This is a genomic window from uncultured Stenotrophomonas sp. (assembly GCF_963519125.1).
GTDB lineage: Bacteria > Pseudomonadota > Gammaproteobacteria > Xanthomonadales > Xanthomonadaceae > Stenotrophomonas.
Genome location: NZ_CAUQLJ010000006.1, coordinates 114,146 through 138,893 on the forward strand (window position 1 = coordinate 114,146; position 24,748 = coordinate 138,893).

Below are 24,748 nucleotides of genomic sequence, written 5' to 3' on the forward strand. Positions count from 1 at the left end.
GGCATCATTGCGGCCATGAAGATCTATCTCGTTGGCGGCGCCGTGCGCGACCGCCTGCTGCAGCGCCCGCCCGGCGACCGCGACTGGGTGGTGGTCGGTGCCACCCAGGCGGAGATGGAAGCGCAGGGCTACAAGGCGGTCGGCAAGGATTTCCCCGTGTTCCTGCACCCCGACAGCGGTGAGGAGTACGCGCTTGCGCGCACGGAGCGCAAGTCCGGTCGCGGCTACCGCGGCTTCGTGGTCGACGCCGACCCGTCGGTGACGCTGGAAGAGGACCTGCAGCGCCGCGACTTCACCATCAACGCGATTGCCTGCGATGAGGCCACTGGCACGCTGGTCGACCCCTACGGCGGCGTGCGCGATATCGAACAGCGCGTGCTCCGGCATGTCGGCCCGGCTTTCGTTGAAGATCCGCTGCGCGTGCTGCGTGCGGCCCGCTTCATGGCGCGTTTCGCCCCGCTCGGCTTCACCGTTGCGCCGGAGACGCTGCAGCTGATGCGGCAGATCGCCGAGAGCGGCGAACTGGATGCGCTGGTGCCCGAACGCGTGTGGCAGGAACTGCGCCGCGTACTCGGCTCGGCCCAGCCGTCGGCATTCCTGCGCACCCTGCACGACGCGGGTGCACTCGGCGCGGTGCTGCCGGAACTGGAGGCGCTGTATGGCGTGCCGCAGCGGGCTGAATACCACCCGGAAGTGGACACCGGCGTGCACCAGGAAATGGTCAGCGACCGGGCCGCGCTGCTGGCCCCGGGCGATGACCAGGTCGGCTTCGCCGCGCTCACCCACGACCTCGGCAAGGCGCTGACGCCGCAGGAAGAGTGGCCGCGCCACGTGATGCACGAACAGCGCGGACTAGCCCCGCTGCGGGCGCTCTGCGAGCGGTTGAAAGTGCCGCTGGATCACCGCCAGCTGGCCGAAGCGGTGTGCCGGGACCACCTCAATGTGCACCGCATCGACGAACTGCGCGACGCGACTGTGCTGGAGCTGCTCGGCCGCTTCGACGGCTTCCGCCGCCCCGAGCGCATTGCGCGCATCGCTTTGTGCTGCGAAGCCGACGCCCGTGGCCGGCTGGGATTCGAAGACCGTCCCTACCCGCAGGGCGAGACGTTGAAGCGCCTGCACCAGGCTGCGTTGTCGGTGCAGGCGCGCGACCTGGACGTGACGCATCTGAAAGGCCCCGCCATCGGCGAGGCCCTGGCCCGGGCACGGATCAAGGCGATCGCCTCAGCGCGCTGAGCACCCGATTCCATCGGTGCAGGGTCTCAACGTTTGCGTGGCACCGGTAGGGTTGGTTCCCAAACAACCGCCCTCAGCGTTTCCACATCCGGTAACGCATGACCTGCGCCGAAGGAAGCGCGTGCCTGCGCCGGAGGTCATGCCCCACCGAACGCAGCAAGTTCCACGGCGGTCGATTGGGATGCGACCCTACCAGCGCACCTCCCAGACAGTCGTTGATTTCCAGATCCCTCGGCTACGGGCGCACTACGAACAAGCCACCTGCGCCCGGTGAACGGGCCAGGTCGGCGTCGGACAGGCGCGCGCGGGCGGTGGTGATGAACAACCGCCCGTCCGGCGCGAACGCGAGGCTGCCGACGTGTGCGGCCGGCACCGGAATCGAGCGCAGGACCGCGCCGTTCGGCGCCAGCTCCACTACCGCGTGGCCACCCCACATCGCTACCCACAGGTGACCGTCGGCGGACATCGCCATGCCATCGGGTTTGCCGGGTACGCCAAGAAAGTCGGTGACCACGCGCGGTTCGTCCAGCGTGCCCGCCTGGATGTCGGCCGGATAGGCCAGCAACGTGCGTGCCAGCGTGTCGATCACGAACAGGGTTCGCTCATCGGCGGAGAACGCCATGCCGTTGGCCACGCCGAGGCCGTCGGCCACGCGCTTGGCGGGTGCGTCGACGTTCGCTGCATGGAACAGCGCACCGCGACCGGTCAGCAGTCCGCGGTGCATCGTCCCTCCCCACAGGCCGCCGCGGCTGTCCACGACCAGGTCGTTGAGCCGGCAGCCAGCACCGACCTCGACCTCCGGGCCCGCCTCGATCCTGCCGTCCAGCGACAGCCGCAGGAAATGCGTTTCACCGTTACCCACCAGCGCGGCTCCATCGCGGCCCAGCGACCACACCGGCTCGCCCAGAGGCACGCGCGTGCACTGCGCATCGTCCCAGCGCAGCAGGCACGGGACGGTCGGGTCGACCCAGTACACGGCGCCATCCGCACCGACCACTGGCGACTCGCCGACCGTGGTCTGCGCCGCATGTGCCAGCGTGGCCACCGGTGCCGGGGGCGCCTGCAGAGCCTGCATCCACGCACGAGCGCGGCGGCCCACCTCGTCGGCCCCGCGACCGGGCCGGTACAGATCGGTACCCACGCCGAACGCCTGCACGCCGGCCTCGCGATACGCCCCGATGTCCGTCGGGCCTACTCCACCCACCGCGATCAGCGTGGTGCCTTTCGGCAGCACCGCCGACAGCGCCGACAGACGGGGCCGTGCGCCATGCGCGGGGAAGGCCTTGAGGTGTCGTGCCCCGGCGGCGAGCGCCGCAAAGGCTTCCGTAGCGGTGGCGAAGCCGGGCAACGGCACCATGCCATGCGACAGCGCCGCGGCAATCACCGCCGGGTCGCTGTTGGGTGCCACGCAGAACGCGCAGCCGGTCGCGGCCAGGCGCTCGACGGCTGCAACGGTCACTACCGTACCGGCACCGATCAACATGCGCCCGTGGAAATGCCTGGCCAATGCTGCAATGGTGGTGAACGGGTCGGGCGAGTTGAGCGGCACTTCCGCCAGCCGCACGCCCGCGTCGTACAGCGCTTCCACCACGTCTACTGCCTCGGCGCTGGTCAAGCCGCGCAGGATCGCGATAAGACCGGTTTCTTCCAGTGCGTGGTCGAATGCCACAGCGTGCGCACTCATGCCAGCGCCCCTGCAGCACGGTGCAGCGCGAGGAATCCGCGCGTGGAGGCCTGCTGCGAGGCGATGGCAACGCCGGAGCCCCCCAGCTCCTGCAGCGCGCGCGCATATAGCGCACACACCGGCGCAGCGCCTACCAGCGGAACGGCTTCCAATGCCCTACCCCAATACCGCTGCACGTCGGTCAGCTCGGCGCCGATCAGCAGCCCGCGCAGATACGACGCGCCTTCCTGCCGGGCCAGCTGGCCCCGGATCACCCGCGCACGCGCGCCGAACAGCAGCGTGCCCAAACCGACCCCGCGCTGCGCTGCCTGCACGCCTTCCACGAACGCTTCGCCATCGTGCGCCGGACCGTCCACCACCGATGCAAGCAGGCCTGCGGCCGTGAGCCGATCGAAGATTTCGCCCGACATCGCGGTCATGAAGTCCACCACCACGCCCTGCTCCAGGCGCACCCACTTGCTGTGCGTGCCAGGCAGCGCCACCAGCCCGGTGGCCGGGATCGCACCACTGGCAACCATGCCCAGCAGCTCGGTCTCCTCACCGCGCATGATGTCCGGCGCGCCGTCGCTGCGCCGACAGGCCAGCCCCGGCACGATCGCCACGGCGTGCGCGCCGATCCGCACCTCGTGCAGCTGGCCGGCGATCGCATCCGGCGAGGCCGGGCAGTCCACGTAACCCGCATCGCTCCAGCCGATATTGGACCCGATCATGCCGCTGGCGTAGATGCGCGTGGCATGCGGCCACGCGGCCACCACCTCTTCCAGCAGCGCCTGCATCTGCGCGCGCTCCAGTCCGGCGATGCCGCGCGGCTGTTCGAGGGTGGCGGTAACCGCGCCGTCGGCGCCGATCCGGTAGGCGCGGAAGTTGGTGCTGCCCCAGTTGATACCGATGATGTAGCTGTCGTGCGCTGCGCTCATCGCCGGGTCACTCCCGCACCACCATCCAGCGCGAACACCGAGCCGGTGATCCAGCCGCTGCGCGGCGAGGCCAGGAACAGCGCCAGCTCGGCGGCGTCCTGCGGCGTGCCGAGCCGGCCCAGCGGATGCCGCTGTTCATTGCTGCGGCGCGCGGCAGCCGGGTCGGCCGCACGCGCGAACGAGGCCTGCAGCATCGGCGTGTCGAGCGACGCCGGCGCAATCGTGTTGACCCGGATGTTGTCGGCAGCCAACTCCAACGCGGCGGTGCGCGCCATTTCCTCAAGCGCCGCCTTCGATGCTGCATAGGCAGCCAGCCCGGGGGTAGCAAAGCGCGCGTTGATCGACGACACCAGCACGATGCTTCCGCCACGCCCGCGCATGTCCGGCACCACCTCGCGGATCACCCGCAGCGCGCCGAGCACGTTCACCGAATAGACGTCGAGCCACTGCGCATCGTCGCTGTCGAGCGTGCTTCCCGGTGGGCAGATCCCGGCGCAGTGCACCAGTGCGTCGAACGGGCCAACCGCACTGCGCAGTTCGGCGATGGCGGCGGTCACCGCCTCCGCCGAACGCAGATCGGCCACCGCGCTGGCGTCGGCACCCTGTGCCGCGCCCAGATCCAGCGCGGCCACCCTGGCACCGTCGGCGCGCAGCCGAGCCACCACCGCCGCGCCGATGCCACTGGCCGCACCGGTGACCAGTACCACCTGCCCCTGCATTCCCGCCTCGCTCATGCCCTGCCCTTCCTTTCCAGAGAAGCCATGCTCAGAACCGGTAGGTCAGGCTGGCCTTGTAGGACCGGCCGAACACCACGTTGGTGCGCAGGCCTTCGGCATAGCCATCGAAGGTGCGCTGTTCGCTGTCGAGCAGGTTGTTGCCTTCCAGCTTCAGCGACAGGCGCTCACTGAAATCGTAGCTCATCGACGCCGACAGGTCCTTGTAGGTGTCGTTGTAGATGCCGGTGGACGCGGCCGACAGCCCGACCAGGTATTCATCGCGCCAGTTGTAGGCCAGCCGGATGCCGAACGGGCCGTTCTCGTAGTACCCGATCAGGTTGGCGTTGTTCTTCGACAGGCCCGGGAAGGTCATCGCGTTGCCGTTGATGTCGGTGATCGGGGTCTCCGAGTCGATCCAGGTGTACGTCGCGACCACGCCGAAGCCGTCCAACATGCCGCTGAAGGGGACCTGCGCGAGCAGCTCCACGCCCTTCACCTTGGCCTGGTCGCCGTTGATCTTGCGCAGCACCAGGTAGTTGACGTTGCTGTAGGTTTCGGCGCTCTGCCGCTGCACGATGAAGGTGGAGATGTCCTTGTAGAACAGGCCGGCCGAGAGCAGGCCCTGGCCGCCGTAGTACCACTCCAGCGACAGGTCGTACTGGGTCGCCTTGAACGGGTCCAGGTCGGGCGCGCCGCCACTGCCGGTCCCCGGCGAGGTCTGCACGCCGTTGGCGTCGAACACCGCATTGTTGTTGAGGGTCACGCCGTTGTTGAGGTCTTCGGTATTGGGGAAGGCCACCACCTTGGCGGCACCACCGCGCAGCACCAGGCTGTCGCTGATCTGCAGCTTGGCCACCGCGGAGGGCAGCACCTCGCGGTCGTCGCGCTCGAAGCTGGACGGGGTCAACGCGCCGGTGCCGCTGATCAGGTTGCCGCGCGAGGTCATGTCGCGCCCGACAAAGCGCACGCCGACGTTGCCGCCCAGTGCCATGCCGGAGACTTCGGTGTCCCAGTTGAGCTTGGCATACGCCTCCAGGAAATCCTCGTCGACGCTGAAGGTGGCCGAATAGGCCAGCGCCGTGCTGGCCGGGTCCAGGCACTGTGCGTTCTGCGAGATCTGCGGCAACGTGGTGAAGCTGTCGCAACCGCCGAAGGTGCTGCGGAACGCCCCCAGGTAGTCGCGCGGCAGCCCGGCGAATTCGCCCGGCAGGAAGTCGTTGTTGCTGTACACCCGGATGTACGGGCCCATCTGCGAGACCGGGATGCCACCGGCCGGACGGATGTCGGCGCGGCGCGGGTCCTGCAGGCTTTCCAGGCGGCTGAAGCGCGCGCCGAAGTCCAGCGAACGCAGCGCGCCGTCGCCGAAGGCCAGGCTCCAGTCGGTGCGCAGCGCACGCGAGTCGGTCTGCGCGCGCCAGTCGTTGTCGAACATGATCGTCATGCGCCACTGCGACGGGTCGACCACGTTGACCCCGCTCACGTTGAAGCTGCCGAAGCTGCCGCTGCGCAGGTCGAAGTCGGTGACCGAGGTCAGCCCCGCCATCGGCGCCAGGCGCATGTAGCGCTGGTTGTACGTGGAGGTCGAGCGGCCCCAGTCCAGTTCAGCCGAACCGTCCAGGCGTTCGCCGACCCGGAAGCTGGCGCGCAGCGCGCTGGACAGCACGTCCGAGTCGATGTCGGCCACTTCGGTGTTGAGCAGCACGGTGCCGGTGGAGCGCCCGGCCAGCAGGATGTCGTGGTCCGAGTAGACCGCGTTGCTCAGGCCCGCGGAGGGATTGAAGGCGATCCAGTAACGGTCGCGCTCCGCCTCCTGCCGCGAATAGAACGTATCCCAGGACAGTTCGACGCCATCGGTCGGACGCCACTGCAGCACCGCGCTGACCCCGACCTTGGTGCGGTCGTCGTCGATGTTCTGCGCGCGCATGTCGGTGCTGCCGAAGCGCGTGGTGGTGCGGTCGACCGGGTCGGTGAAGCGCGCATAGCCGGAGAAGGTATCCAGGCCCTGCTGTACCACGTTGCGGCGGCCGTAGGTGGCCGAGAGCAGCGCGCCGAAGGTACGGTCCTCGTTGCGCCGCGAGAGCAGGCCGAAAGCGTTGTTCCCCCACGAATCGGACATTTCGTCGTAGGTGCCGGCCAGGCTCACCACGTTCTGGTCGCTGTCGCCGGACAGCGGCTGCCGGGTGTGGATGTCGACGATGCCGCCCAGACCGCCGGACAGCTGGTCGGCGCCGGCCAGCTTGGTGACTTCGAGCCGCGAGATCAGCTCGGACGGTACCAGCGACAGCAGGCCGTAGGTGGAGGTGGCCAGCTGGTCCAGGCCGTTGCCGCCGCGCCCGGTGGCGTCGACGATCTGGCGGCCGTTGTACAGCAGCACGTTCTCGCGCAGGCCGCGCACCAGGATGTCGCTGCCTTCGCCCATGCCGCGCTCGAGCTGCACGCCGGCCACGCGGCCCAGCGACTCGGCCACGTTGGTGTCGGGCAGCTTGCCGATGTCATCGGCCACGATCGCGTCGACGATCTGCGCCGAGTCGCGCTTGAGGTCGCGCGAGGCTTCCAGGCTGCCGCGGATGCCTACGACGCTGACCGCGTCCAGGGTCTGCGCCTGCTGCTCCCCGGCAGCGGAGGTGGCGGGCGGCGACGCCGGGTCCTGTGCGGCGGCCAACATCGGCGCAAGCAGGCAGGTGCCCAGGGCGGTGTACAGGGTGGAACGTCGAAAACGAAGCATGGATCGGCCCTCTCCCAAGGTAGGGATCCAGCGCCAGGTCCCCCGACCTGTCCGCTGGATCCAGCTTTTTCGTCGTTGCTGCTGCGCTGCGACTTGGCAGCGTGTAGCTAATATAGCAATATGATTTGGCCGCGCACGCTGCAATGCAGCGAAGAATCAATCACTCCCTGTGGCGTCTGCGGCCACTTCCCTTTCATAGTGTTGCTATCCATGGCACACGCAATCCAACAAGGACCCGGCGCAATGGCCGTTCTGCAAGGTGTCTTCCCGATCCTTCCCACCATCTTCGACGCCCAGGGCGGCATCGACGACGCCGGGACCGAAGCGGTGTTCGAGTACATCCTGGCCGCGGGTGCGGCCGGGGTGGTGTTCCCGGGCCTTGCCAGCGAGTACGACATGCTCGCCCTGGAGGAGCGCCTGCACCTCACCGCCTGCATCGGGCGCTGGAACCGCGGCCGCGTGCCCTTCATCGTCGGCGCCAGCGCGCGCACCCTGGAAGATGCGGTGCAGCTGGCCCGTGCCGGCGGCGACGCCGGCGCCAGCGCCGCGATGGTGCTGACCCCGCATGCGCTGGCCGGCGACGCCGAGGGCATGGCCAGCTTCTTCAGTCGACTGGCCAGTGAGTCGGGCGTGGCGGTGATGCTGCAGAACGCGCCGGCGCCGATGGGGGTCGGGCTGGGCGTGGACGCGGTGGTGGCACTGACCGCGCAGGTACCGGCGATCGAGTACGTGAAGGAAGAAACCATGCCCTCCGGGCATCGCATCACCGCGCTGTCCGAACGCGCCGGCAACAGCGTACGTGCAGTCTTTGGTGGCGCAGGTGCGCGATATGTACTGGACGAGCTGGCACGCGGCGCGGTCGGCACCATGCCGGCCTGCGAGATCACCGAGGTGCACGTGGCGATGCTGGCGGCGTGGGCGGCGGGCGACTACGCACGCGCGCGCACCCTGTTCGAACGCACCCTGCCGCTGCTGAGCATGCAGGCGGTGTTCCGCTGGCGCCTGACCAAGGCGATCCTGCTTCGCCGCGGGCTGATCGGCAGCGATCATGTGCGCGCGCCGGGTCCGGCACTGGACCGCTTCGACGCACGCGAACTGGATATCCTGCTGGATCGCATCAGCGACCTGCTGCCGTTGGACGCCGTCCCCGGGCAGGTCCGGAGAACCCCCGCGTGAGCCAGGTCACCCAGGTTGAAACCTTCATCCTTACCGTGCCGCGCAGCACGCCGTACCTGGGGCCGCTGGGCGCGGGCGAACGGGTCAATGCGCGCGGCTATCTGGTACGCCGTGGCAACGGCACGCTCTACCCCACCGTGGACCGTTCGGTGCTGGTGCGCGTGACCACCGCCGATGGGGCGGTGGGCTGGGGCGAAACGTATGGCATCTGCGCGCCGCGCGCGACCTGCGAAATCATCAACGACCTGCTCGCCCCGGAACTGCTCGGGCGTGAGCCTGGGGACGTCGAACAGATATGGGACGACCTGTATGGACTGATGCGGGTGCGCGGCTGCGGCAGTGGCTTCCATACCGACGCCCTCGCCGCGCTGGACATCGCGTTGTGGGACCTGCGCGCGCGTGCTGCCAGGAAGCCGCTATGGGCACTGCTTGGCGAGCGCCGGCGCGAGACGATCCCCGGATACGTGTCCGGTCTCCCGGCATCGACGGTGGACGAAAAGGTGGCGATGGCGCGTACCTTCGCCGCGCAGGGCCATGACGCGTTCAAGGTGCACGCAGTAGTGAGCCACGACGGCATCGTCGAGGAGATGCTGGCGCTGCGCAACGCACTGGACGATCACGTGCAGCTGATGGTGGACCTGCACTGGAAGTTCGATCACGCGCAGGCACTGGCGCTGGCAACGCAGCTGCTGCCGGCACGATTGACCTTCATCGAAGCGCCGCTGAAGCCCGAAGACGTTGCGGGGCTGATCGCACTCGGCGGGGACAGCCCGATTCCGGTGGCGGCGGGCGAAGAGTGGGCGACCGATTACATCGCCCAGCTGCGCCTGGTCGGTGGCACGCTGGCCTATGTGCAGCCGGAAATGGGCCACACCGGCATCACCCAGTTCCTGCGCATCGCGCGCCTGGCTGCCCAGCACGGGGTGCCGGTGGCGCCGCACGCCACCATCGGCGGCGGCATCTTCATGGCGGCGAGCCTGCATGCCTCAGCAGTGATCGACGACCTGTGGCGGCACGAGTGGCAGCACTCGATCTTCTCGCGCTCGGTGGAGATGCTCGACACCGACATGGCATATGCGCGCGAGGGATACACGTTGCCGAGTGGGCACGGTCTCGGCGCGGAGCCGAATGAGAAGTTCTGGGACCACGCCGAGTTCGTGGCCTGAGCAGACGAAGGGCCAGGCAATGCCCGGCCCGTGTTCCCGCCCGCGATCAACCTGCCGCGACGGCTTCTGCTTCCGGACCGATCAACGTCATCCTCGAACGGCGCGCCATCTTCAGCGCGGTCCACGCCAGCACCACCGCGATGGGATGCAGGAACGCCATCAGCACGAAGGCGCGGTCGAAATTACCGTCGGCCACCAGGTGGCCCACCACCTGTGCGGAGACCATGCCGCCGAGCGCACTGCCGCAACCGACCAGCCCGGCCACCGAGGCGATGTAGCGCGACGGGAACAGGTCCACCGTCATCGCGGTGAGATTGATCTGGTAGGTCAGGTGCGCGAAGGTGACCAGGCAGGCCAGGCCGAGCAGCAGCGGGATCGGCGGATGGAAGGCCACCAGCATGCCCACGGGCGCCAGGCACGCAGCGCCGAACATGGTGGTCAGTCGCGCCCGCACCGGATTCATGCCGCGCTTGACCAGCCGGCCGGAGATCATCCCGCCACCGACGCTGCCAATGTCCGCCGCGACGTAGACGATCCACGCCAGCGAGGCGATCGCGGCCAGGCTCATGCCGCGTGCATCGCCCAGGTATTTGGGAAACCAGAACAGGTAGAAGTACCAGACCGGGTCAGCCACCGCGCGCGAGGCGACCAGCGCCCATACGGTGCGATCGCGTGCCAGTCGACCCCACACACCTTTCATCGAGGTGGCCGGCACTGCAGCCACCGGCATCTCAATCGCAGGCGTGGCGACCGCCTCCGCCGTGGTCGCTGCCGTAGTGGCCGGCGCAGGCGCAACAGCGCGCTGCCGCTCAGTGCGCGGGTAGAACCACCACCACGCAATCATCCACAGCAACCCGGCCACGCCGGTGATCCAGAACGCGCTGCGCCAGCCATAGTGCAGCGCGATGCCGCCGATCAGCGGCGGCGCCAGGGTCGCGCCGATCATCGCCCCTGCGGTGTACAGCCCCAGGGCAAGGCCGCGCTGCTTTGCCGGGAACTGCTCGGACACCACCTTGGTGCCCACCGTGTAATTGCCTGGCTCACCCAGGCCGAGCGCGAAGCGCGCCGCACCCAGCTCCACCGCGCTGCGTACGAACCCGGTGGCGATATTGGCCAGCGACCACCAGCCGACGAACAGCAGCAGCGCCACCCGTGCGCCGAGCCAGTCGGTAACCCTGCCCGCCATCACGTACGCAGCTGCATACGCGAACAGGAATACCTGCACCACGCGCGCGTATTCCAGGTCGGTCATGCCCAGGTCGGCCTGGATCGTGGTGGCCAGGATCGACAGCGCCTGCCGGTCCAGGTAATTGATCACCGTGGATACGAACAACAGGGACAACAGCACCCACTTGGTGTTCCCCGACCTGCTCACGCCGCCGCACGCTTGGACATCGCCGATGCCTCCCCTTCGGAAGGCTGCAACGTATTGCTATTGTAGCAACATGTCAAACCGCACTGCGGCAAACACCTCAGCCGATCTCGGCGGCTGCGGCACGCAGGGCGGCGACCAGCTCGGCCGTGGCCGATTCGGGGATCCAGCCGGACATGGCGATGCCGGCATGCACCGGATCGCCCATCGCGATGGCCACGATGTGGTGGTCGCGTTCGTCGGCCACGTGCACGCGGGCATGGCCCTGCGCACGGGTCTGGGCGAGGGTCGCAAGCAGCTGGTCGATGCCGTCCGGGAACATCGGGATCGGCCGGTCTGCATACAGCTCGCGTACTTCCTCGTCGGACAACTGTGCCAGCAGCACGATGCCGATCCCGCTGGTGGTGGCCGGCAGCAGACCGATGCGGCCCAGCCCGCGCGCCGCCTCGATGCCCGGCGGCGCATGGAACAGGTAGCTGACACTGTCGTTCCACAGCACGCCCAGCGCCACGGTGTGGCCGAACCGGCGGAGGTGCTCGAGCACCGGCAGTGCGCGCCGGATCAATCCCGAGGCGAACAGGCTCTGCGCCGCCAGTACATGCATGCCCGGCCCGGCGGTGTATTTGCGGTCGGCGGTCTGCCGCGCGATGCCCAGGTAGGCCAGGGTCTTGAGCAGGCGGTTGACCCGGGTGGGATTGGCATCCAGTTGCCGGGCCAGCTCCCGGCAGCCGACCGGTTCGGGCGAGGACGCCAGCGCCTGCAGGGTGGCGATACCGTCGATCAGGCTCTGGTTGGGCTGGGCATTGGGCTTGGTTCGCATCCGGAAAGCGTACACCAATAGCAACACCCAGCCCCGCCAGTGGGGCCGTCAGAAGTCCACGCGCAGCCCGATGTTGCCTTCGATCACCCGCCGCTCCTTCAACCGGTGGCTGTCCAGGTCGCGGGTGTAATCGGCCACGGCGAAGGCGCTGATGTTGGCGTTGTAGCGCGCGACCACGCCCACCCCGACTTCCAGCGCGCGATAGCCCTGTTCGCTCACCAGCGGGTCGCCGCCAATGTCGATCCGATCTTCGCCACTGAAGGCGCGCCAGTAGTTGACCTTGACGTAGGGCTGCCAGCCGTTGTCCCGGAGCATGTAATCCCCGGCCAGGCGCAACCCGATGCGGGCGGTCCAGGCATCGTCGTTGTCTACGCGCAGCACCGACAGCGCATCGCGGGTGTCGTCGACCCTGGTCTTCTGCCAGATGACCTGGGCCTGCGGTTCCAGCCACCATGCCGAACCGCCAAACTGCAGCAGCGGCTTGCCCACTTCCAGCGAGGCGGTGGTGCCGTCGCCTTCGATATCCACACCGATGCCGCGGCTGGAGACGCTGTCGCCGTCATAACGGCTGCGCATCAGAACGGCATCGAGATAGCCGTTTTCGCTGCCAACCAGCGTGTAGTACAGACCCAGGTGCTTGTCGTCCAGCCGCGTGCGACCGACCGCGACGTTTTCCCAGCCCAGTGCGAAGCCGGTGACATTGCCCTTGGCACGGGTCTGGCCAACGAAGAGTCCGACCTGGTGGCGCAGATCGCCAGCGTTCGCGTACAGGTCGCCGCCGGCCTGCACGCCGAGGAAGTCGCCATCGAAGCCGGGCTGCGCGTCGCCGGCCCAGCTCTGCTCGTGGCTCTGCCCGATCAGGCGGCCCCACACCGAGCGGAAGATGCCCTCGCCACGCAGCAGCCGCTGTTCGCCCTGGCGCTCGTGGAAGGTGCCCAGGCTGGCCATGCTCGCTTCGCGCAGCAGCGGCGGCATCACCGCGTACGCCGGCGTTTCGACCCGGTAGATGGGCACCACCGCCATCTGCGGCGGGCGCGCCTGCGGGGTCGGCGGCACCAGCATCGGGCTGGGTACCGGCACGGGCACCGGCGGCGGCGGCGGCTCCGGTGGTACGCCGGCCACCGGCGGTGGCGGCGGCGGCGGGTCGGGGACCACTACCACGGGCGCCGGTACGGGGCCGGGAACAATGGTGGAGCGCAGATACCAGTTGTTGCTGGTGCCTGCACTCACACCCCCCTTGAAGAGAAAGTACTCATAGGCACCGGCCGACAGACTGCCGGCCAGCGCGAACGCGCCTGCGGCGGTACTGCCACCGTTGGTGGCCTGCACCACCATGATGCCGTCGGCCACGGTGCTGGCACCGCCGCCGCCGACATTGGTGACGCGCATGACGGTGTTGCCGGTGGCACTCCCGCCGGCGATCACCAGCCGGTCCGACGCCGAGGCGTCGCTGCCCAGCACCGTCTGCAATGCCAACGTGCCGCCATTGCCGACGTAGTTGCCGGCAATGGTGAAGGTGTCACCCGGCGCGCTGCTGCCGTTGCCCAGGTCGATGCGGCCGGCATTGCTCACATTGGCGAGCTGGCCGGCGGTGAACGCCGCTACGCGACCGCCGCCACCACCGGCCAGCAGCGCGCTGGCGCTGTCGATCACCAGCGCGCCGGTGCCGCTGGCGCTGTCGCCCAGCGCCAGGGTGCCGTCCATCGTCAGCTCGGTGCCACGCGTCGCGTTGACCTGTTCCCAGTTGGCGAAGCGCGCCACGCCGCCGGTCTTGACGTTGAGCATGTCCAGTTTGTCGGTCCCCGGCCCGGCGTCGAACAGCGGCAGCGCACTCATCTGGGTCGGGGTGAGGTTGGTCAGGGTGGCGGTGTCGTTGCCCTCGCCGAAGTCCACCGGTCCGCGCAGCACGCCGCCCCCGGTCCATTCAAAACGATCATTGCCGACGCTGAGCAGGATGCTGCCGCCCACCGAGCCGCCGCTGACCTTGACGATGTCGTCGCCGCCGCTGACGCTGATGTTGCCGCCGATATCGCCGCCGGAGAGTTCGACACGGTCCTTGCCCAGGCCGGTGACCAGGTTGGCGTCGATGCTGCCGCCTGACATCAGGAAGATGTTGTCGTCCAGCTTCATGTTGACCCGGCCGATGCGGCCGCCGGTCATCTCGGCCGAGTCGCCGTCGTCGAAACCGCCGATGATGTGGCCGGCGGTCATGCGGAACCTGTCGAAGCCATCGCCCTGCAACAGCGCACCGATCGTGCCGCCGGTCATCACGAAGGTATCGGGATCGCGGCTTTGATCAATGGTGCCGGTCACCGTGCCGGCGCTGATCTCCAGGCTGTCCTCGCCCTCGCCCTGGTCGATGTGGTCGAGGGTACCGTCGCTGATCACCACGCTGTCGGTGCCCGCGCCCTGCAGCACGCCACCGGTGATGCTGCCACCCAGCATCTCGAGCCGGTCCGCGCCCAGCCCGAAGATGATGCCGGTCGTGCCGCCACTGATCACGCCGCGGTTGATGACCGTGGTGGCGGTGTTGCTGAGAATGGCTGCGCCGGCGGTGCCGGTGATCGTGCCGCGGTTGTCGATGCGGTGGCCGCCACCCCCATCCAGTGCGATTGCCGCGCCGGTGGGCACCACCAGTTCCGCATTGGTCTGCACGTTGACAGTGACACCCGCCGAGCCGGCCACGCTGGCGATGGGTGTGGTCTGCGGGTTGGGCGCGGCCGGTGTACAGGTCACGGTCTGGCCTGCGGTGGGCGCGGCGTTGTCACACGCTGCCCATGCCGGCGCGGTAGCGCCCAACAGCACGACGCTCAATGCGCCACGTCTGCCGACACGCAGGCAGCACGAAACAGCAGAGGCCAGCCCATTGCGGGCCGGCGCGGAGGCATGGGGTTGCATACACCCTTCCTTTCAACGAGTGAAATGGGGTACTGCAACGGACCTATGGTTCCCCTCGCAGGGCCGGCTGACGCTACTGTCTGTCCACCGCCGTGATGGCCACGTCAAAAACAACGCGCATCAGATCTTGAAATAGACGCGGCGATGATCAAGCAGCCACATCACGCACCACCAGAACGCCACGAATCCCAGCGCGCACGACAGCGACGCGAGCTTCGGCGCGCCAGGCATCAACGACAGCAGCCCGGCGAAACATGCCGCCCACGCACCGCTCGCGATCAGCACCAGCGCCATCACCGACGAACCGAGGTAGGCGGCAATCGCGTTGACGCCGAAACGGCGCCCGACCGTCGGCCAGTGCCAGCGGTCGATGAGCTGGTGCGCCAGCAGCAGCGCCAGGATCGACAGCCCGCCGGTCCACAGCACGTAGCTTGGCGTCCACAGGTTCTTGTTGAACGGCAGCACCGCCGCCAGCAGCAGTCCCGCGCCCAACCCGACCAGCGCCAGCCCGGCGAGCGCGCCGCGCCGCCCTGCACGCAGCCAGCTGCCGGCGATCAATCCCAGCAGCGTGGTGGCGATCGCGCCGGCACTGCTGAGCAGGCCTTCGGGGTCATGCCCGAGGCGGGTGATCGCGTCGTACTTGTACAGGAACGGCGCGAACAAGGCCGTATCGACGCGGCTCACCGGGTTGTGCCACGGTGCCAGTGTGTCGGCACCGAGGAGCAACGCCGTGTAGCCGAGAAGCAGCCCACCCAGTACCAGCCAGTGCGTGCGCGCACGCGCATGGATGGCCAACAGGCCTACCACCGCCACGCACAGCGCAATCCGCTGCAGCACGCCCCACACCCGGTACGCCGGCAGGTCGAACAGCCACCACGCCAGTACGTGCAGCAGCGCGCCTGCGACCAGGATCCGCAGCGCACGCTGCAACAGCGTGCGTGCCAGCGCCGGGCGCAGCAGCGGGTCCACCGCTCGCGGCACCAGGCTCCAGGCCATCGAGACCCCGGCAATGAACAGGAACAGCGGGAAGATCAGGTCGGTGGGGGTGAACCCGTGCCACTCCGCATGCAGCAGCGGTGCATACACGTGTGCCCAGTCGCCCGGGTTGTTGACCAGCAGCATCGCGGCCACGGTCAGTCCGCGCAGGGCGTCGATGGAGCCCATGCGCACCGATGCAGGTGTGTTCATGCGTCCTCGCGCTGGCCGGCAATCCAGGTTGCACGCACCTGCAGCGCGTCGTCGAGCAGCACCAGGTCGGCCTGGTAGCCTTCGGCGATCTCGCCCAGGCGGTCGTCCACATTGAGGAACTGCGCCGGGTAGCGCGAGGCCATGCGCGCGGCTTCGTCCAGCGGCAGGCCGAGCAGGTTCACCGCGTTGCGCACGGCGGTGACCATGTCCAGCGCCGAGCCGGCCAGGGCGCCGGCGGCATTGCGGACCACGCCATCCACCACGGTGATGACTTCGCCATACAGCTCGAAGCTGGGGCTGTCGGCGCCGACCGGCGACATCGCGTCGGTGACCAGCATGACCTTTCCGGATGGCTTTGCCGCCAGCGCCACGCGCAGGCTGCCCGGGTGCACGTGCACGCCATCGGCGATGATGCCGATCCAGCTGTCGCGGTCTTCCAGCGCGGCGCCGACCGCGCCGGGTTCGCGTCCAGTCAACGGCGACATCGCGTTGTACAGATGGGTGAAGCCACGGATACCGGCGTCGAGCCCGGCGCGAGCCTCTTCATAGGTTGCAGCAGTATGCCCGGCGGCGACGATCACCCCGCGTTCGACCAGCGCGCGGATGCTGTCCAGCGGCACCCGCTCCGGAGCGAGGGTGAGCAGGGTCACGCCGTTATCGAGCGAGGCCGCGAGCGCGATCTCCTCGGCATCGGGCACCCGGAACTTGTTGGCGTCATGGGTGCCCTTGCGCGCCGGTGCGATGTACGGGCCTTCCAGATGGATGCCGATCACACCGGGCACGCCCTGTTCGATGGCGGTGCGGGTGGCGTCGATCGCGGTGCGCATCACCTGCACGTCGTCGCTGATCAGCGTCGGCAGCAGCGCGGTGGTGCCGAAGCGGCGATGCGCCGCCGCGAGCGTGCGCAGGCTTTCGACGTCGGGCGTGTTGTTGAACAGCACGCCGCCGCCGCCATTGACCTGCGCATCGATGAAGCCCGGCAGCAGCCAGCCGCCGCCCAGGTCCACCTGCTCGGCCGTGCTGCCCAGCTGCGGAGCGGCATCGGACACCAGCGCGCTGATCTTTCCCGCTTCGATCACCACCGCAAGATCGTCGCGGAAGCCATCGGCAGTCAGGATCCGCGCATTGCGCAGGACAGTCTTCATCAGACGGTCTCCGTAACCTTGTTCAGGTGCGGCGGCAGGTCCGGGTTGTGGCCGCGACGCAGCGCCAGCGCGTTGATCGCGCGGTAGAACGCCTGCACGGTCAACAGCGGCGCGCAGGCGGGATGCGGCGCCTGCGGCAGCGGCAGGTCGCCGTCCGGCGCGGCCAGCCACACCTGCGCATCGCGCGCGGCGAACTCGGCCGCCACCGCGCGGGTGCCCGCGCCGGTTTCGTCCGGCTGTGCAAAGGCCAGCACCGGGAAGCCCGGGCCGACCAGCGCCATCGGTCCGTGCTTGACCTCGGCCGAGCTGTAGGCCTCGGCGTGCAGGCCGCAGGTTTCCTTGAACTTCAATGCGGCTTCCTGTGCCGCGCCCAGGCCCAGGCCACGGCCGACCACGAACAGATTGTGCGCCGGCACCAGGCCGTCGGTCAGCGCCGACCAGTCGCTGTTCCAGGCCTGGCGCAATGCGTCGGGCAGGGTTTTCAGCGAGGCGACCAGGCCGGGGTCCTGGCTCCAGTACGCGACCAGCTGCAGGATCGCCGACAACGAGGCCAGGTAGCTCTTGGTCGCGGCCACGCTGCGTTCGGCGCCCGCGCCAAGCGGAATCACCGTTTCGGCCAACTGCGCCAGCGGCGAATCCTCCACGTTGACCAGCGCCACCACGCGCGCACCGGCCGCACGCGCGGCCTCGGCATTGCGCAGCAGGTCCGGGCTCTTGCCGGACTGCGAAATGACGATGTACAGCGCCCCGCGCAGCTGCAGCGGCGCTTCGTACACCGAGCCTACCGACGGCGAGGCCGAGGCGGTCACCAGGCCGAGCTTGGTCTCCAGCAGGTACTTGGCATAGGTCGCGGCGTGGTCCGAGCTGCCGCGCGCGCAGGTCACCACGAACGGCGGCGGCGCCGCGCGCAGGGTCGCGGCCAGCGTCTGCACCGTCGCTTCGTTGCGCGTGAACTGCGCGGCGATCACGTCGGCCGCTTCGGCGGCTTCGCGGAACATCAGGGTGTCGTGCGGGGCTGGCAGGGACATGCGGGACTCAGGTGGTTTCGGGGGTGGGGGGACGCGCGGCCAGCGGCCGCATCGGGGCGGTGGAACCGCGCACGATCAGCTGCGGCACGAAGCCCTGGTTCTGCAGCTGCAGTGGCGCGTCGTCATAGGCGTCGCTGCGCAGCTGCGCGATCAGCAGGCGCGCGGCATGCCGGGCGATGTCTTCGGTGGCCTGCTTGGCAGTGGTCAGCGGCGGCCACGACTGGCGCGAGAACGGGCTGTCCTCGAAGCCGGCGATGGACAGGTCGTAGGGCACGTTCATGCCCGCCGACTTGGCCGCAGCGAGCACGCCGGCGGCGATTTCATCGTTGGAGCCGAAGATCGCGGTGGGCGGTTCGCGCAACGCCAGCAGCCGGCGCGCGCCGCGGAAGCCGTCGTCGAAGGTGTAATCGCCCTGCACCACCAGGTGCTTGTCGTGCGGAATGCCGTAGTCGCGCAGCGCCGCTTCATAGCCGGCGTGGCGCTCGCCGCTGGAACGGTGCGAAGACCCGCCCCACAGGAAGCCGATGCGCTGGTGGCCGAGCTGGATCAGGTGTTCGGTGATCTCGTAGGCGGCCTCGCGGTCGTCCACGAACACACAGGCGCCGTCCTGCGGGTCGGCGGTGGCGGCGATGATGCGCACCAGCTTGATCCCGCGTGCGGTCAACGCGGCAACCAGGTCGGCGCGCTCGGACATCGGCGCGGTCAGTACCAGCCCGGCCAGGCGCGAGCGCTGCACCCAGTCGGCCAGTTCTTCGGCCAGCATCGGCGAGCTGGAGTCGCAGGGATGGATCTGCAGCCCGAAACCGGTTTCGCGGCAGGCGGCGAGCACGCCGTTCTGCACGCCGATGATGTGGTACGGATTCGGGTTGTCGTAAACCAGCCCGATCACCAGCGTGGTGCCGGTGCGCAGGTTGCGTGCAGCGGGGTCGGGCTCGTAGTCCAGCTCGGCGATGGCACGCAGCACGCGCGCACGCGTGGCCTGCATCACCGACGGTTCGTTGTTGATGACCCGCGAAACGGTCTTCAACGACACCTTGGCCCGTTCGGCGACATCCTTGATGGTCGCTCTGCGCATGCTCTTTTCCTGGCTCACCGGTTGGGCGTCCATGATCGCCGATCACTGCCCGTCGCGGGGCAGGCCGATCCGGTAGCCGCGCAGGGAGTAGAACAGGACGTACAGGTAGCACGGCACCATCAGCCCGGCGAACACGAACTGGAAGTCGAAATGCTGCTTCAGCACCGCGAACGCCTGCGGGATGATCGCGCCACCGGCGATGGCCATCACCAGCAGCGCCGAGCCGGTTTCGGTGAAGCGGCCCAGGCCGCGGATGGCCAGCGGGAAGATCGCCGGCCACATCATCGCGTTGGCAAAGCCGAGCGCGGCGACGAAGCCCACCGACACATAGCCGTGGGTGAACAGCGCGCCGATGCAGAACAGCACGCCGAGCGTGGCCGAAATGCTCAGGTAGCGCGACTGCGAGACCACGTGCGGGATCAGCGCCAGGCCGGCCAGGTAGCCGACCAGCATGGCGAACAGGGTGATCGAGGTGAACAGTTTGGTCTGGTCCAGCGGCAGGCCGAAGCCGTGTCCGTAGGTCCCGATGGCGTCACCGGCCATCACTTCCACGCCCACGTACACGAACAGGCACAGCACGCCCAGCCACAGGTGCGGGAACTGGAAGATGCTGGTGCGTTCGGCCACGCCGGGCGCGCGCGCCGGGGTGGCGTTGGCTTCGGCGGTCTTGATTTCCGGCAGCGGCGAGAACAGCACGCCCACCGCCAGCACCACCAGCAGCCCGGCCATGGCCATGTACGGCATCTGGATCTTGGCCGCGAAGGTGTCGAGCAGCGCGTTGCGGGTCACCGGGTCGGCGGCGGCCACCTGGTCGGACAGGTCGCCGATGCCATGCAGCACCAGGGTGCCGATCAGGAACGGGGCGATCATGCCGGCGATCTTGTTGCAGATGCCCATCAGCGCGATGCGGCGTGCGGCGGTCTCGATCGGGCCGAGGATGCTGATGTACGGATTCACCGCCGTCTGCAGCAGGGCCAGGCCGCTGCCGATGATGAACAGGCCACTGAGCGCGCCCGGGTACCAGCGCTGCTGCGCGAAGTGGGCGAACACCACCGCACCGGCGGCCATCACCAGCAGGCTCAGGCTCAGGCCCTTCTTCATGCCGGTGCGCTTGAGGATCCACGAGGCCGGCAGCGCCAGGAAGAAATAGGACAGGTAGAACACCATCAGCACCAGGAAGGCGCCGACCTCGTCGAGCTCGAAGGCGAGCTTGACGAAGGTGATCAACGGACCGTTGAGCCAGGTGAAGAAGCCGATCAGGAAGAACAGCACCCCGATGATCAGGATCGAGGTGGCCACGCTGGAACGCGCGGAAGCAGCAGGCACTGCGGACATCTGGAAGGCTCCTGCATCGACGGCACGCGGGCGGCGTCGGAAGAGTGGCTGGGAACAACGTTGTCACATTTATTCGATGGGCCACTGGTCTTTGTCAACCACTGGTTTCTGCGGCAGCGCTGGAAAACCGCATGCTGCAGCTGCGCAAATACCCGGCAACCTCCCGCCCTGCCTTCACGGGGCCTTTGATTGCAGCAGCTTTGCGAAATCTTTACGACATCGGCATGAAAACGTTTTCTTGTGACGCAGGTCGCTGCGGCGCAGCATCGAAAGTGTGAGGTTATCGTTGACATCGTTGTCAGAACGATTACAGACTCCGCTCAATCGCCGGGGCCAGACCCGGCCGTACGCATCCCAGGGGAGTCCGTGTGACCGCAGCCGCCCACGCCATACCGGCCCATGCCAGCCCCGCGATGCCGCCGTTCCTGGCCGCCGACGTGGGTGGCACGCACGTCCGCGTGGCCCGCGTGCAGGCCAGCGCCGACCCGGCCCACCCGGTTGAGCTGCTGGAGTACCGCAAGTTCCGCAATGCCGACTACCCCGGCCTGAGCGCGATCCTGTCCGCCTTCATCGCCGACGGCGAGCGGCCCGCGCACTGCGTGGTGGCCACGGCGGGCTATGCCCGCGAAGACGGCACCGTGATCACCGCCAACGTGCCGTGGCCGCTGTCGGCCCGGCAGATCGAGCGCGACCTGGGCCTGGAAGCGGTGTACATCGTCAATGACTTCGAAGCGGTGGCCTATGCCGCCGCCCAGGTCGATGCCAGCGGCGTGCTGCAGCTCACCGGTCCGGCCACCGCACCGCGCGGCCCGACCCTCGTGGTCGGCCCCGGTACCGGGCTGGGTGCCGCGCTGTGGATTCCCACCGCGCACGGCGCGGTGGTGCTGGCCACTGAAGCCGGCCAGCCGACCCTGGCGGTCAGCACCGAACTGGAAATGGCCATCGTCCGCCAGATGCAGCGCGAGCACGCGCACGTCTCGGTCGAGCACGCGCTGTCCGGCCCGGGCCTGATGAACCTCTACCGCGCGTTGTGCGCGATCGAAGGGCAGCCGGCGGTGCTGGCCACCCCGGATGCGATCACCGCCGCCGCCGTCAGCAACCAGGACGTGCTGGCGCGCCAGAGCCTGGAAGTGTTCTGCGGCCTGCTCGGCAGCACCATCGGCGACATGGCCCTGCAGTACGGCGCCCATGGCGGTGTGTACCTGGCGGGCGGAATCCTGCCGCAGATCCGCGAATTCCTGTTGAACAGCACCTTCGTCACCCGGTACCTCAACAAGGGGCCGATGCGCGAGGCGCTGGAACGTATTCCCGTGAAGGTGGTCGAGCACGGGCAACTGGGCGTCATCGGCGCCGCCAGCTGGTACCTCGGCCGCACGGACGCTTGATCCAGTTTCAAAAGTAAGTCGCGCACCGGCAACGGTCGCTGGGCAAGGTTGTACGCATCTCTAACCGAACGCCGTCGCTGGCGCACACACGATTGATGAGGAGAGACATCATGAACCACCGTATCAGCCTGCTTTCGGCAGCCATTTTCAGCTGTATGGCTTTCGGCGCAAACGCGCAGGACGCCCAGCCCACCGCCACCGACCTGGACACCGTGACCGTCACCGGTATCCGCGGTTCGATGGAGAAGTCGCTCGACACCAAGCGTGAAGCCAATGCGCGCCTGGAAGTGGTCACCGCCGAAGACGTCGGCAAGCTGCCGGCGCACAACGTGGCCGACACCCTGCAGCGCCTGCCCGGCGTGAACATCAGCTCGGCCAGCGCCGACGAAGGCGGCTTCGACGAAGCCGACCGCGTCAGCCTGCGCGGCACCGCCCCGAGCCTGACCCAGACCCTGATCGACGGCCACAGCGTCGGTTCGGCCGACTGGTTCGTGCTCAGCCAGGGCAACAACGTCGGCCGCAGCGTCAGTTACTCGCTGCTGCCGTCCGAGCTGGTCAGCTCGGTGGAAGTGAACAAGTCCTCGCAGGCCAAGCTGCAGGACGGCGGCACCACCGGTACCGTCAACATCATCACCCGCACCCCGCTGCAGTTCTCCAAGCCGTTCAGCGCCGAAGCCTCGCTCGGCGCGGTGCGTTCGGACCAGGCCGATTCGACCGACCCGCAGTTCTCGGGCCTGGTCAACTGGAAGAACGACAGCAACACCTTCGGCGTGCTGCTGCAGGCCTTCTACCAGAAGCGTGAGCTGCGCCGTGAAGCGCAGGAAATCCCGGGTGGCTTCTTCAAGATCGCCGCCACCGACCCGGTCGCCGCGACCAATCCGGACCTGATCGGCGTGAACGTGCCGGGCCTGCTCGGTTCGACGCTGTTCGAGCAGACCCGTGAGCGCAAGGGCGGCCTGCTGACGTTCCAGTGGAAGCCGATGGACAACCTGACCCTCGGCCTGAGCGGGTTCACCTCGGAACTGGAAGCCAACAACTACAACCGCAACTACATGATGTGGGGCGGCAACTTCGCCAGGTCGCAGGCGCCGAACCCGGGTTACACGGTCACCGACGGCGTGCTCAGCAATGCCACCTACGCGGGCGTGCCGGGCACCAACTACGCCGTGTACGACATGATCTACCGTGAAGCCACGGCCAAGACCAGCTACGTCACCTTCGACGCCGACTGGCAGATCAACGACAACCTTGAAGCCAAGTTCCAGGCCGGCACCACCAAGGGCACCGGCGAAACCCCGCGCCAGTTCATCGCCGAAGTGACCCTGGGCCAGGGCGGCGGCGCCAACTGGTCCACGCACGGCGCCAGTTCGCCGGTGGATTGGAACGTGGGCGGCGACACCAGCCCGAACGGCGTGAGCAGCTTCGGCACCTGGGGCAACCAGCAGGTCAAGGCGGAAGACCAGGAAGACTGGGCATCGCTCGACTTCAACCAGTACTTCGGCGACGGTGGCGCGCTGAGCTCGATCGACTTCGGCCTGCGCTTCGCCGACCACGAACGTGAAGCGCTGTCGCCGGAAGGCGCCAGCCCGGGCGACATCTGGTCGGCCCTGCGCGGCAGTGCCACGGGCAACTACCCGGGCAACTTCGCCAGCGGCATCGGCGGCAACTTCCCGCGCGACATCTGGTACTACACCCCGGACGCGCTGCAGACTGCGATCCTCAACAACTCCACCTGGCTGGCCAACAATGACGGCCCGACCGGTCGCCACAACTACGGCGCCGAGTGGAAGGTGAAGGAGAAGAACTTCGCCGGCTACGTGCAGGCCAACTTCACCGGTGACTGGTGGAGCGGTAACGTCGGCCTGCGTTACGTGGACATCAAGCAGGACATCGACACCTACCTGGCGGTGAGCGACCCGGCCCGCGCCGACGTCAGCAGCCTGTTCGGCATGTGGCAGCGCCAGGCCTTCCAGAACAAGCACAGCCGCGTGCTGCCGAGCGCCAACATCAAGTTCGACCTGGACGACAACCTGGTGCTGCGCGTGGCCGCGTCGCAGACCCAGACCCTGCCGGATTACTCGGCACTGGGTGCGTCTGCCTGGGGTTCGGACCTGAACAAGACCGGCGGTGGCGGCAACCCGGAACTGAAGCCGACCATCGGCTCCAACCTGGACGCCAACCTGGAGTGGTACTTCATGCCGCGCGGCCTGCTGTCGGTTGGTGCGTACCACATCGACCTGAAGGACTACATCGCCTTCGACGTGATCAACAAGCAGCTCTTCAGCGAGTTGACCAACCAGCTTGAAACCTACGCGGTGTCCACCCCGATCAATGCCGACGGCAAGGTCACCGGCGTGGAAGTGGCGTACGAGCAGCCGATCGGCGAGAACTTCGGCATCAACGCCAACTACACCTACGCCAACGGCACCTCCGCGCACACCTGGGCCGACGGCAGCCACAACCTGCTGGGCACCTCGAAGAACACCTACAACGTGGGCGCCTTCTTCGAGAACGACACCTTCGGTGCACGTGTCAGCTACACCCGCCGTTCCTCGTTCCTGATCAGCCTGTCCGGTGCCAACCCGTACTACCAGGATGATTTCGGCACGCTGTCGGCCTCGCTGAGCTACTCGCCGACCAAGTGGATGAGCATCACCCTGGACGGCCTGAACCTCAACAACCCGACCTACAAGTACTACCAGAGCGCGTCGATCCCGACCTCGTTCTACTCCAACGGTCGCCAGTACTATCTGAACTTCCGCTTCAAGTACTGATACGGTGCGTGGAGCCGGGTATGGCCCGGCTCTACGCCGCACCGCGCCTCACCTGAAAACGGGTCCGGATATCCGGGCCCGTTTTTTTTCACACCGCACCAAAGGAAT

18 protein-coding genes are annotated in these 24,748 nt (G+C 68.1%); 6 read left to right on the top strand and 12 right to left on the bottom strand.

What is annotated here, in order from left to right; all coding sequences use genetic code 11:
* Positions 1–15: 15 nt before the first annotated feature.
* Positions 16–1,236 carry a multifunctional CCA addition/repair protein gene (locus RYM47_RS06850; protein ID WP_315386786.1) on the top strand — a complete coding sequence of 407 codons (1,221 nt, stop codon included), beginning with the start codon at positions 16–18 and terminating at the stop codon, positions 1,234–1,236.
* Between the two features lie 235 nt (positions 1,237–1,471).
* Here RYM47_RS06850 and RYM47_RS06855 read toward each other — a convergent pair whose 3' ends face one another.
* Genes RYM47_RS06855 through RYM47_RS06870 form a run of 4 tightly spaced genes read right to left on the bottom strand, consistent with a single transcriptional unit; the run spans position 1,472 to position 7,278 of the window.
* Positions 1,472–2,920, bottom strand: coding sequence for a 2-dehydro-3-deoxy-6-phosphogalactonate aldolase (locus RYM47_RS06855; protein ID WP_315386787.1), 1,449 nt, complete (start codon positions 2,918–2,920; stop codon positions 1,472–1,474).
* Positions 2,917–3,837, bottom strand: coding sequence for a 2-dehydro-3-deoxygalactonokinase (locus tag RYM47_RS06860; RefSeq protein WP_315386788.1), 921 nt, complete (start codon positions 3,835–3,837; stop codon positions 2,917–2,919). Before RYM47_RS06860 ends, RYM47_RS06855 begins: the two co-directional genes overlap by 4 nt.
* Positions 3,834–4,571: an SDR family NAD(P)-dependent oxidoreductase gene (locus RYM47_RS06865; protein WP_315386789.1), complete on the bottom strand. Its 738-nt coding sequence runs from the start codon at positions 4,569–4,571 to the stop codon at positions 3,834–3,836. Before RYM47_RS06865 ends, RYM47_RS06860 begins: the two co-directional genes overlap by 4 nt.
* Before the next feature lie 31 nt (positions 4,572–4,602).
* Positions 4,603–7,278 (bottom strand): TonB-dependent receptor, encoded by a 2,676-nt coding sequence (locus tag RYM47_RS06870; protein ID WP_315386790.1) that lies wholly within the window; start codon positions 7,276–7,278, stop codon positions 4,603–4,605.
* Positions 7,279–7,521: 243 nt separating this feature from the next.
* On the opposite strand from RYM47_RS06870, the gene RYM47_RS06875 reads away from it, so the two are divergent.
* The gene (locus RYM47_RS06875; RefSeq protein ID WP_315386791.1) at positions 7,522–8,454 is read left to right on the top strand and encodes a dihydrodipicolinate synthase family protein; all 933 of its coding nucleotides are present in this window, start codon (positions 7,522–7,524) and stop codon (positions 8,452–8,454) included.
* Complete coding sequence (locus RYM47_RS06880; protein WP_315386792.1) at positions 8,451–9,620, top strand: mandelate racemase/muconate lactonizing enzyme family protein; 1,170 nt, start codon at positions 8,451–8,453, stop codon at positions 9,618–9,620. The genes RYM47_RS06875 and RYM47_RS06880 overlap by 4 nt, the downstream gene beginning before the upstream one ends.
* A 46-nt stretch (positions 9,621–9,666) precedes the next feature.
* Here RYM47_RS06880 and RYM47_RS06885 read toward each other — a convergent pair whose 3' ends face one another.
* The 8 genes from RYM47_RS06885 to RYM47_RS06920 all read right to left on the bottom strand — a co-directional run bounded on the left by RYM47_RS06885 (position 9,667) and on the right by RYM47_RS06920 (position 20,481).
* Positions 9,667–10,995, bottom strand: a complete 1,329-nt coding sequence (locus RYM47_RS06885) for an MFS transporter (protein WP_315386793.1) — start codon at positions 10,993–10,995, stop codon at positions 9,667–9,669.
* 97 nt (positions 10,996–11,092) lie between these two features.
* Positions 11,093–11,812: a helix-turn-helix domain-containing protein gene (locus tag RYM47_RS06890; RefSeq protein ID WP_315386794.1), complete on the bottom strand. Its 720-nt coding sequence runs from the start codon at positions 11,810–11,812 to the stop codon at positions 11,093–11,095.
* 48 nt (positions 11,813–11,860) lie between these two features.
* On the bottom strand, positions 11,861–14,710 hold the full coding sequence (locus tag RYM47_RS06895) for an autotransporter outer membrane beta-barrel domain-containing protein (RefSeq protein ID WP_315386795.1): 2,850 nt from the start codon (positions 14,708–14,710) through the stop codon (positions 11,861–11,863).
* Between the two features lie 120 nt (positions 14,711–14,830).
* Positions 14,831–15,898, bottom strand: coding sequence for a heparan-alpha-glucosaminide N-acetyltransferase domain-containing protein (locus RYM47_RS06900; RefSeq protein ID WP_315386796.1), 1,068 nt, complete (start codon positions 15,896–15,898; stop codon positions 14,831–14,833).
* Positions 15,895–17,043, bottom strand: a complete 1,149-nt coding sequence (gene nagA / locus RYM47_RS06905) for an N-acetylglucosamine-6-phosphate deacetylase (protein WP_315386797.1) — start codon at positions 17,041–17,043, stop codon at positions 15,895–15,897. Before nagA ends, RYM47_RS06900 begins: the two co-directional genes overlap by 4 nt.
* Positions 17,043–18,071 carry an SIS domain-containing protein gene (locus RYM47_RS06910; protein WP_315386798.1) on the bottom strand — a complete coding sequence of 343 codons (1,029 nt, stop codon included), beginning with the start codon at positions 18,069–18,071 and terminating at the stop codon, positions 17,043–17,045. The genes nagA and RYM47_RS06910 overlap by 1 nt, the downstream gene beginning before the upstream one ends.
* A 7-nt stretch (positions 18,072–18,078) precedes the next feature.
* The gene (locus RYM47_RS06915; RefSeq protein WP_315386799.1) at positions 18,079–19,146 is read right to left on the bottom strand and encodes a LacI family DNA-binding transcriptional regulator; all 1,068 of its coding nucleotides are present in this window, start codon (positions 19,144–19,146) and stop codon (positions 18,079–18,081) included.
* A gap of 42 nt (positions 19,147–19,188) precedes the next feature.
* Positions 19,189–20,481 carry a sugar MFS transporter gene (locus RYM47_RS06920; RefSeq protein ID WP_315386800.1) on the bottom strand — a complete coding sequence of 431 codons (1,293 nt, stop codon included), beginning with the start codon at positions 20,479–20,481 and terminating at the stop codon, positions 19,189–19,191.
* Between the two features lie 131 nt (positions 20,482–20,612).
* Here RYM47_RS06920 and RYM47_RS06925 point away from each other — a divergent pair, with 131 nt between their 5' ends.
* The 3 genes from RYM47_RS06925 to RYM47_RS06935 all read left to right on the top strand — a co-directional run bounded on the left by RYM47_RS06925 (position 20,613) and on the right by RYM47_RS06935 (position 24,640).
* Entirely contained in the window at positions 20,613–20,759 is a 147-nt protein-coding gene (locus tag RYM47_RS06925) for a hypothetical protein (protein ID WP_315386801.1), read from the top strand.
* Positions 20,760–20,894: 135 nt separating this feature from the next.
* Positions 20,895–21,866: a glucokinase family protein gene (locus RYM47_RS06930; RefSeq protein ID WP_311184714.1), complete on the top strand. Its 972-nt coding sequence runs from the start codon at positions 20,895–20,897 to the stop codon at positions 21,864–21,866.
* 110 nt (positions 21,867–21,976) lie between these two features.
* Positions 21,977–24,640: a TonB-dependent receptor gene (locus tag RYM47_RS06935; RefSeq protein ID WP_315386802.1), complete on the top strand. Its 2,664-nt coding sequence runs from the start codon at positions 21,977–21,979 to the stop codon at positions 24,638–24,640.
* Positions 24,641–24,748 lie beyond the last annotated feature (108 nt).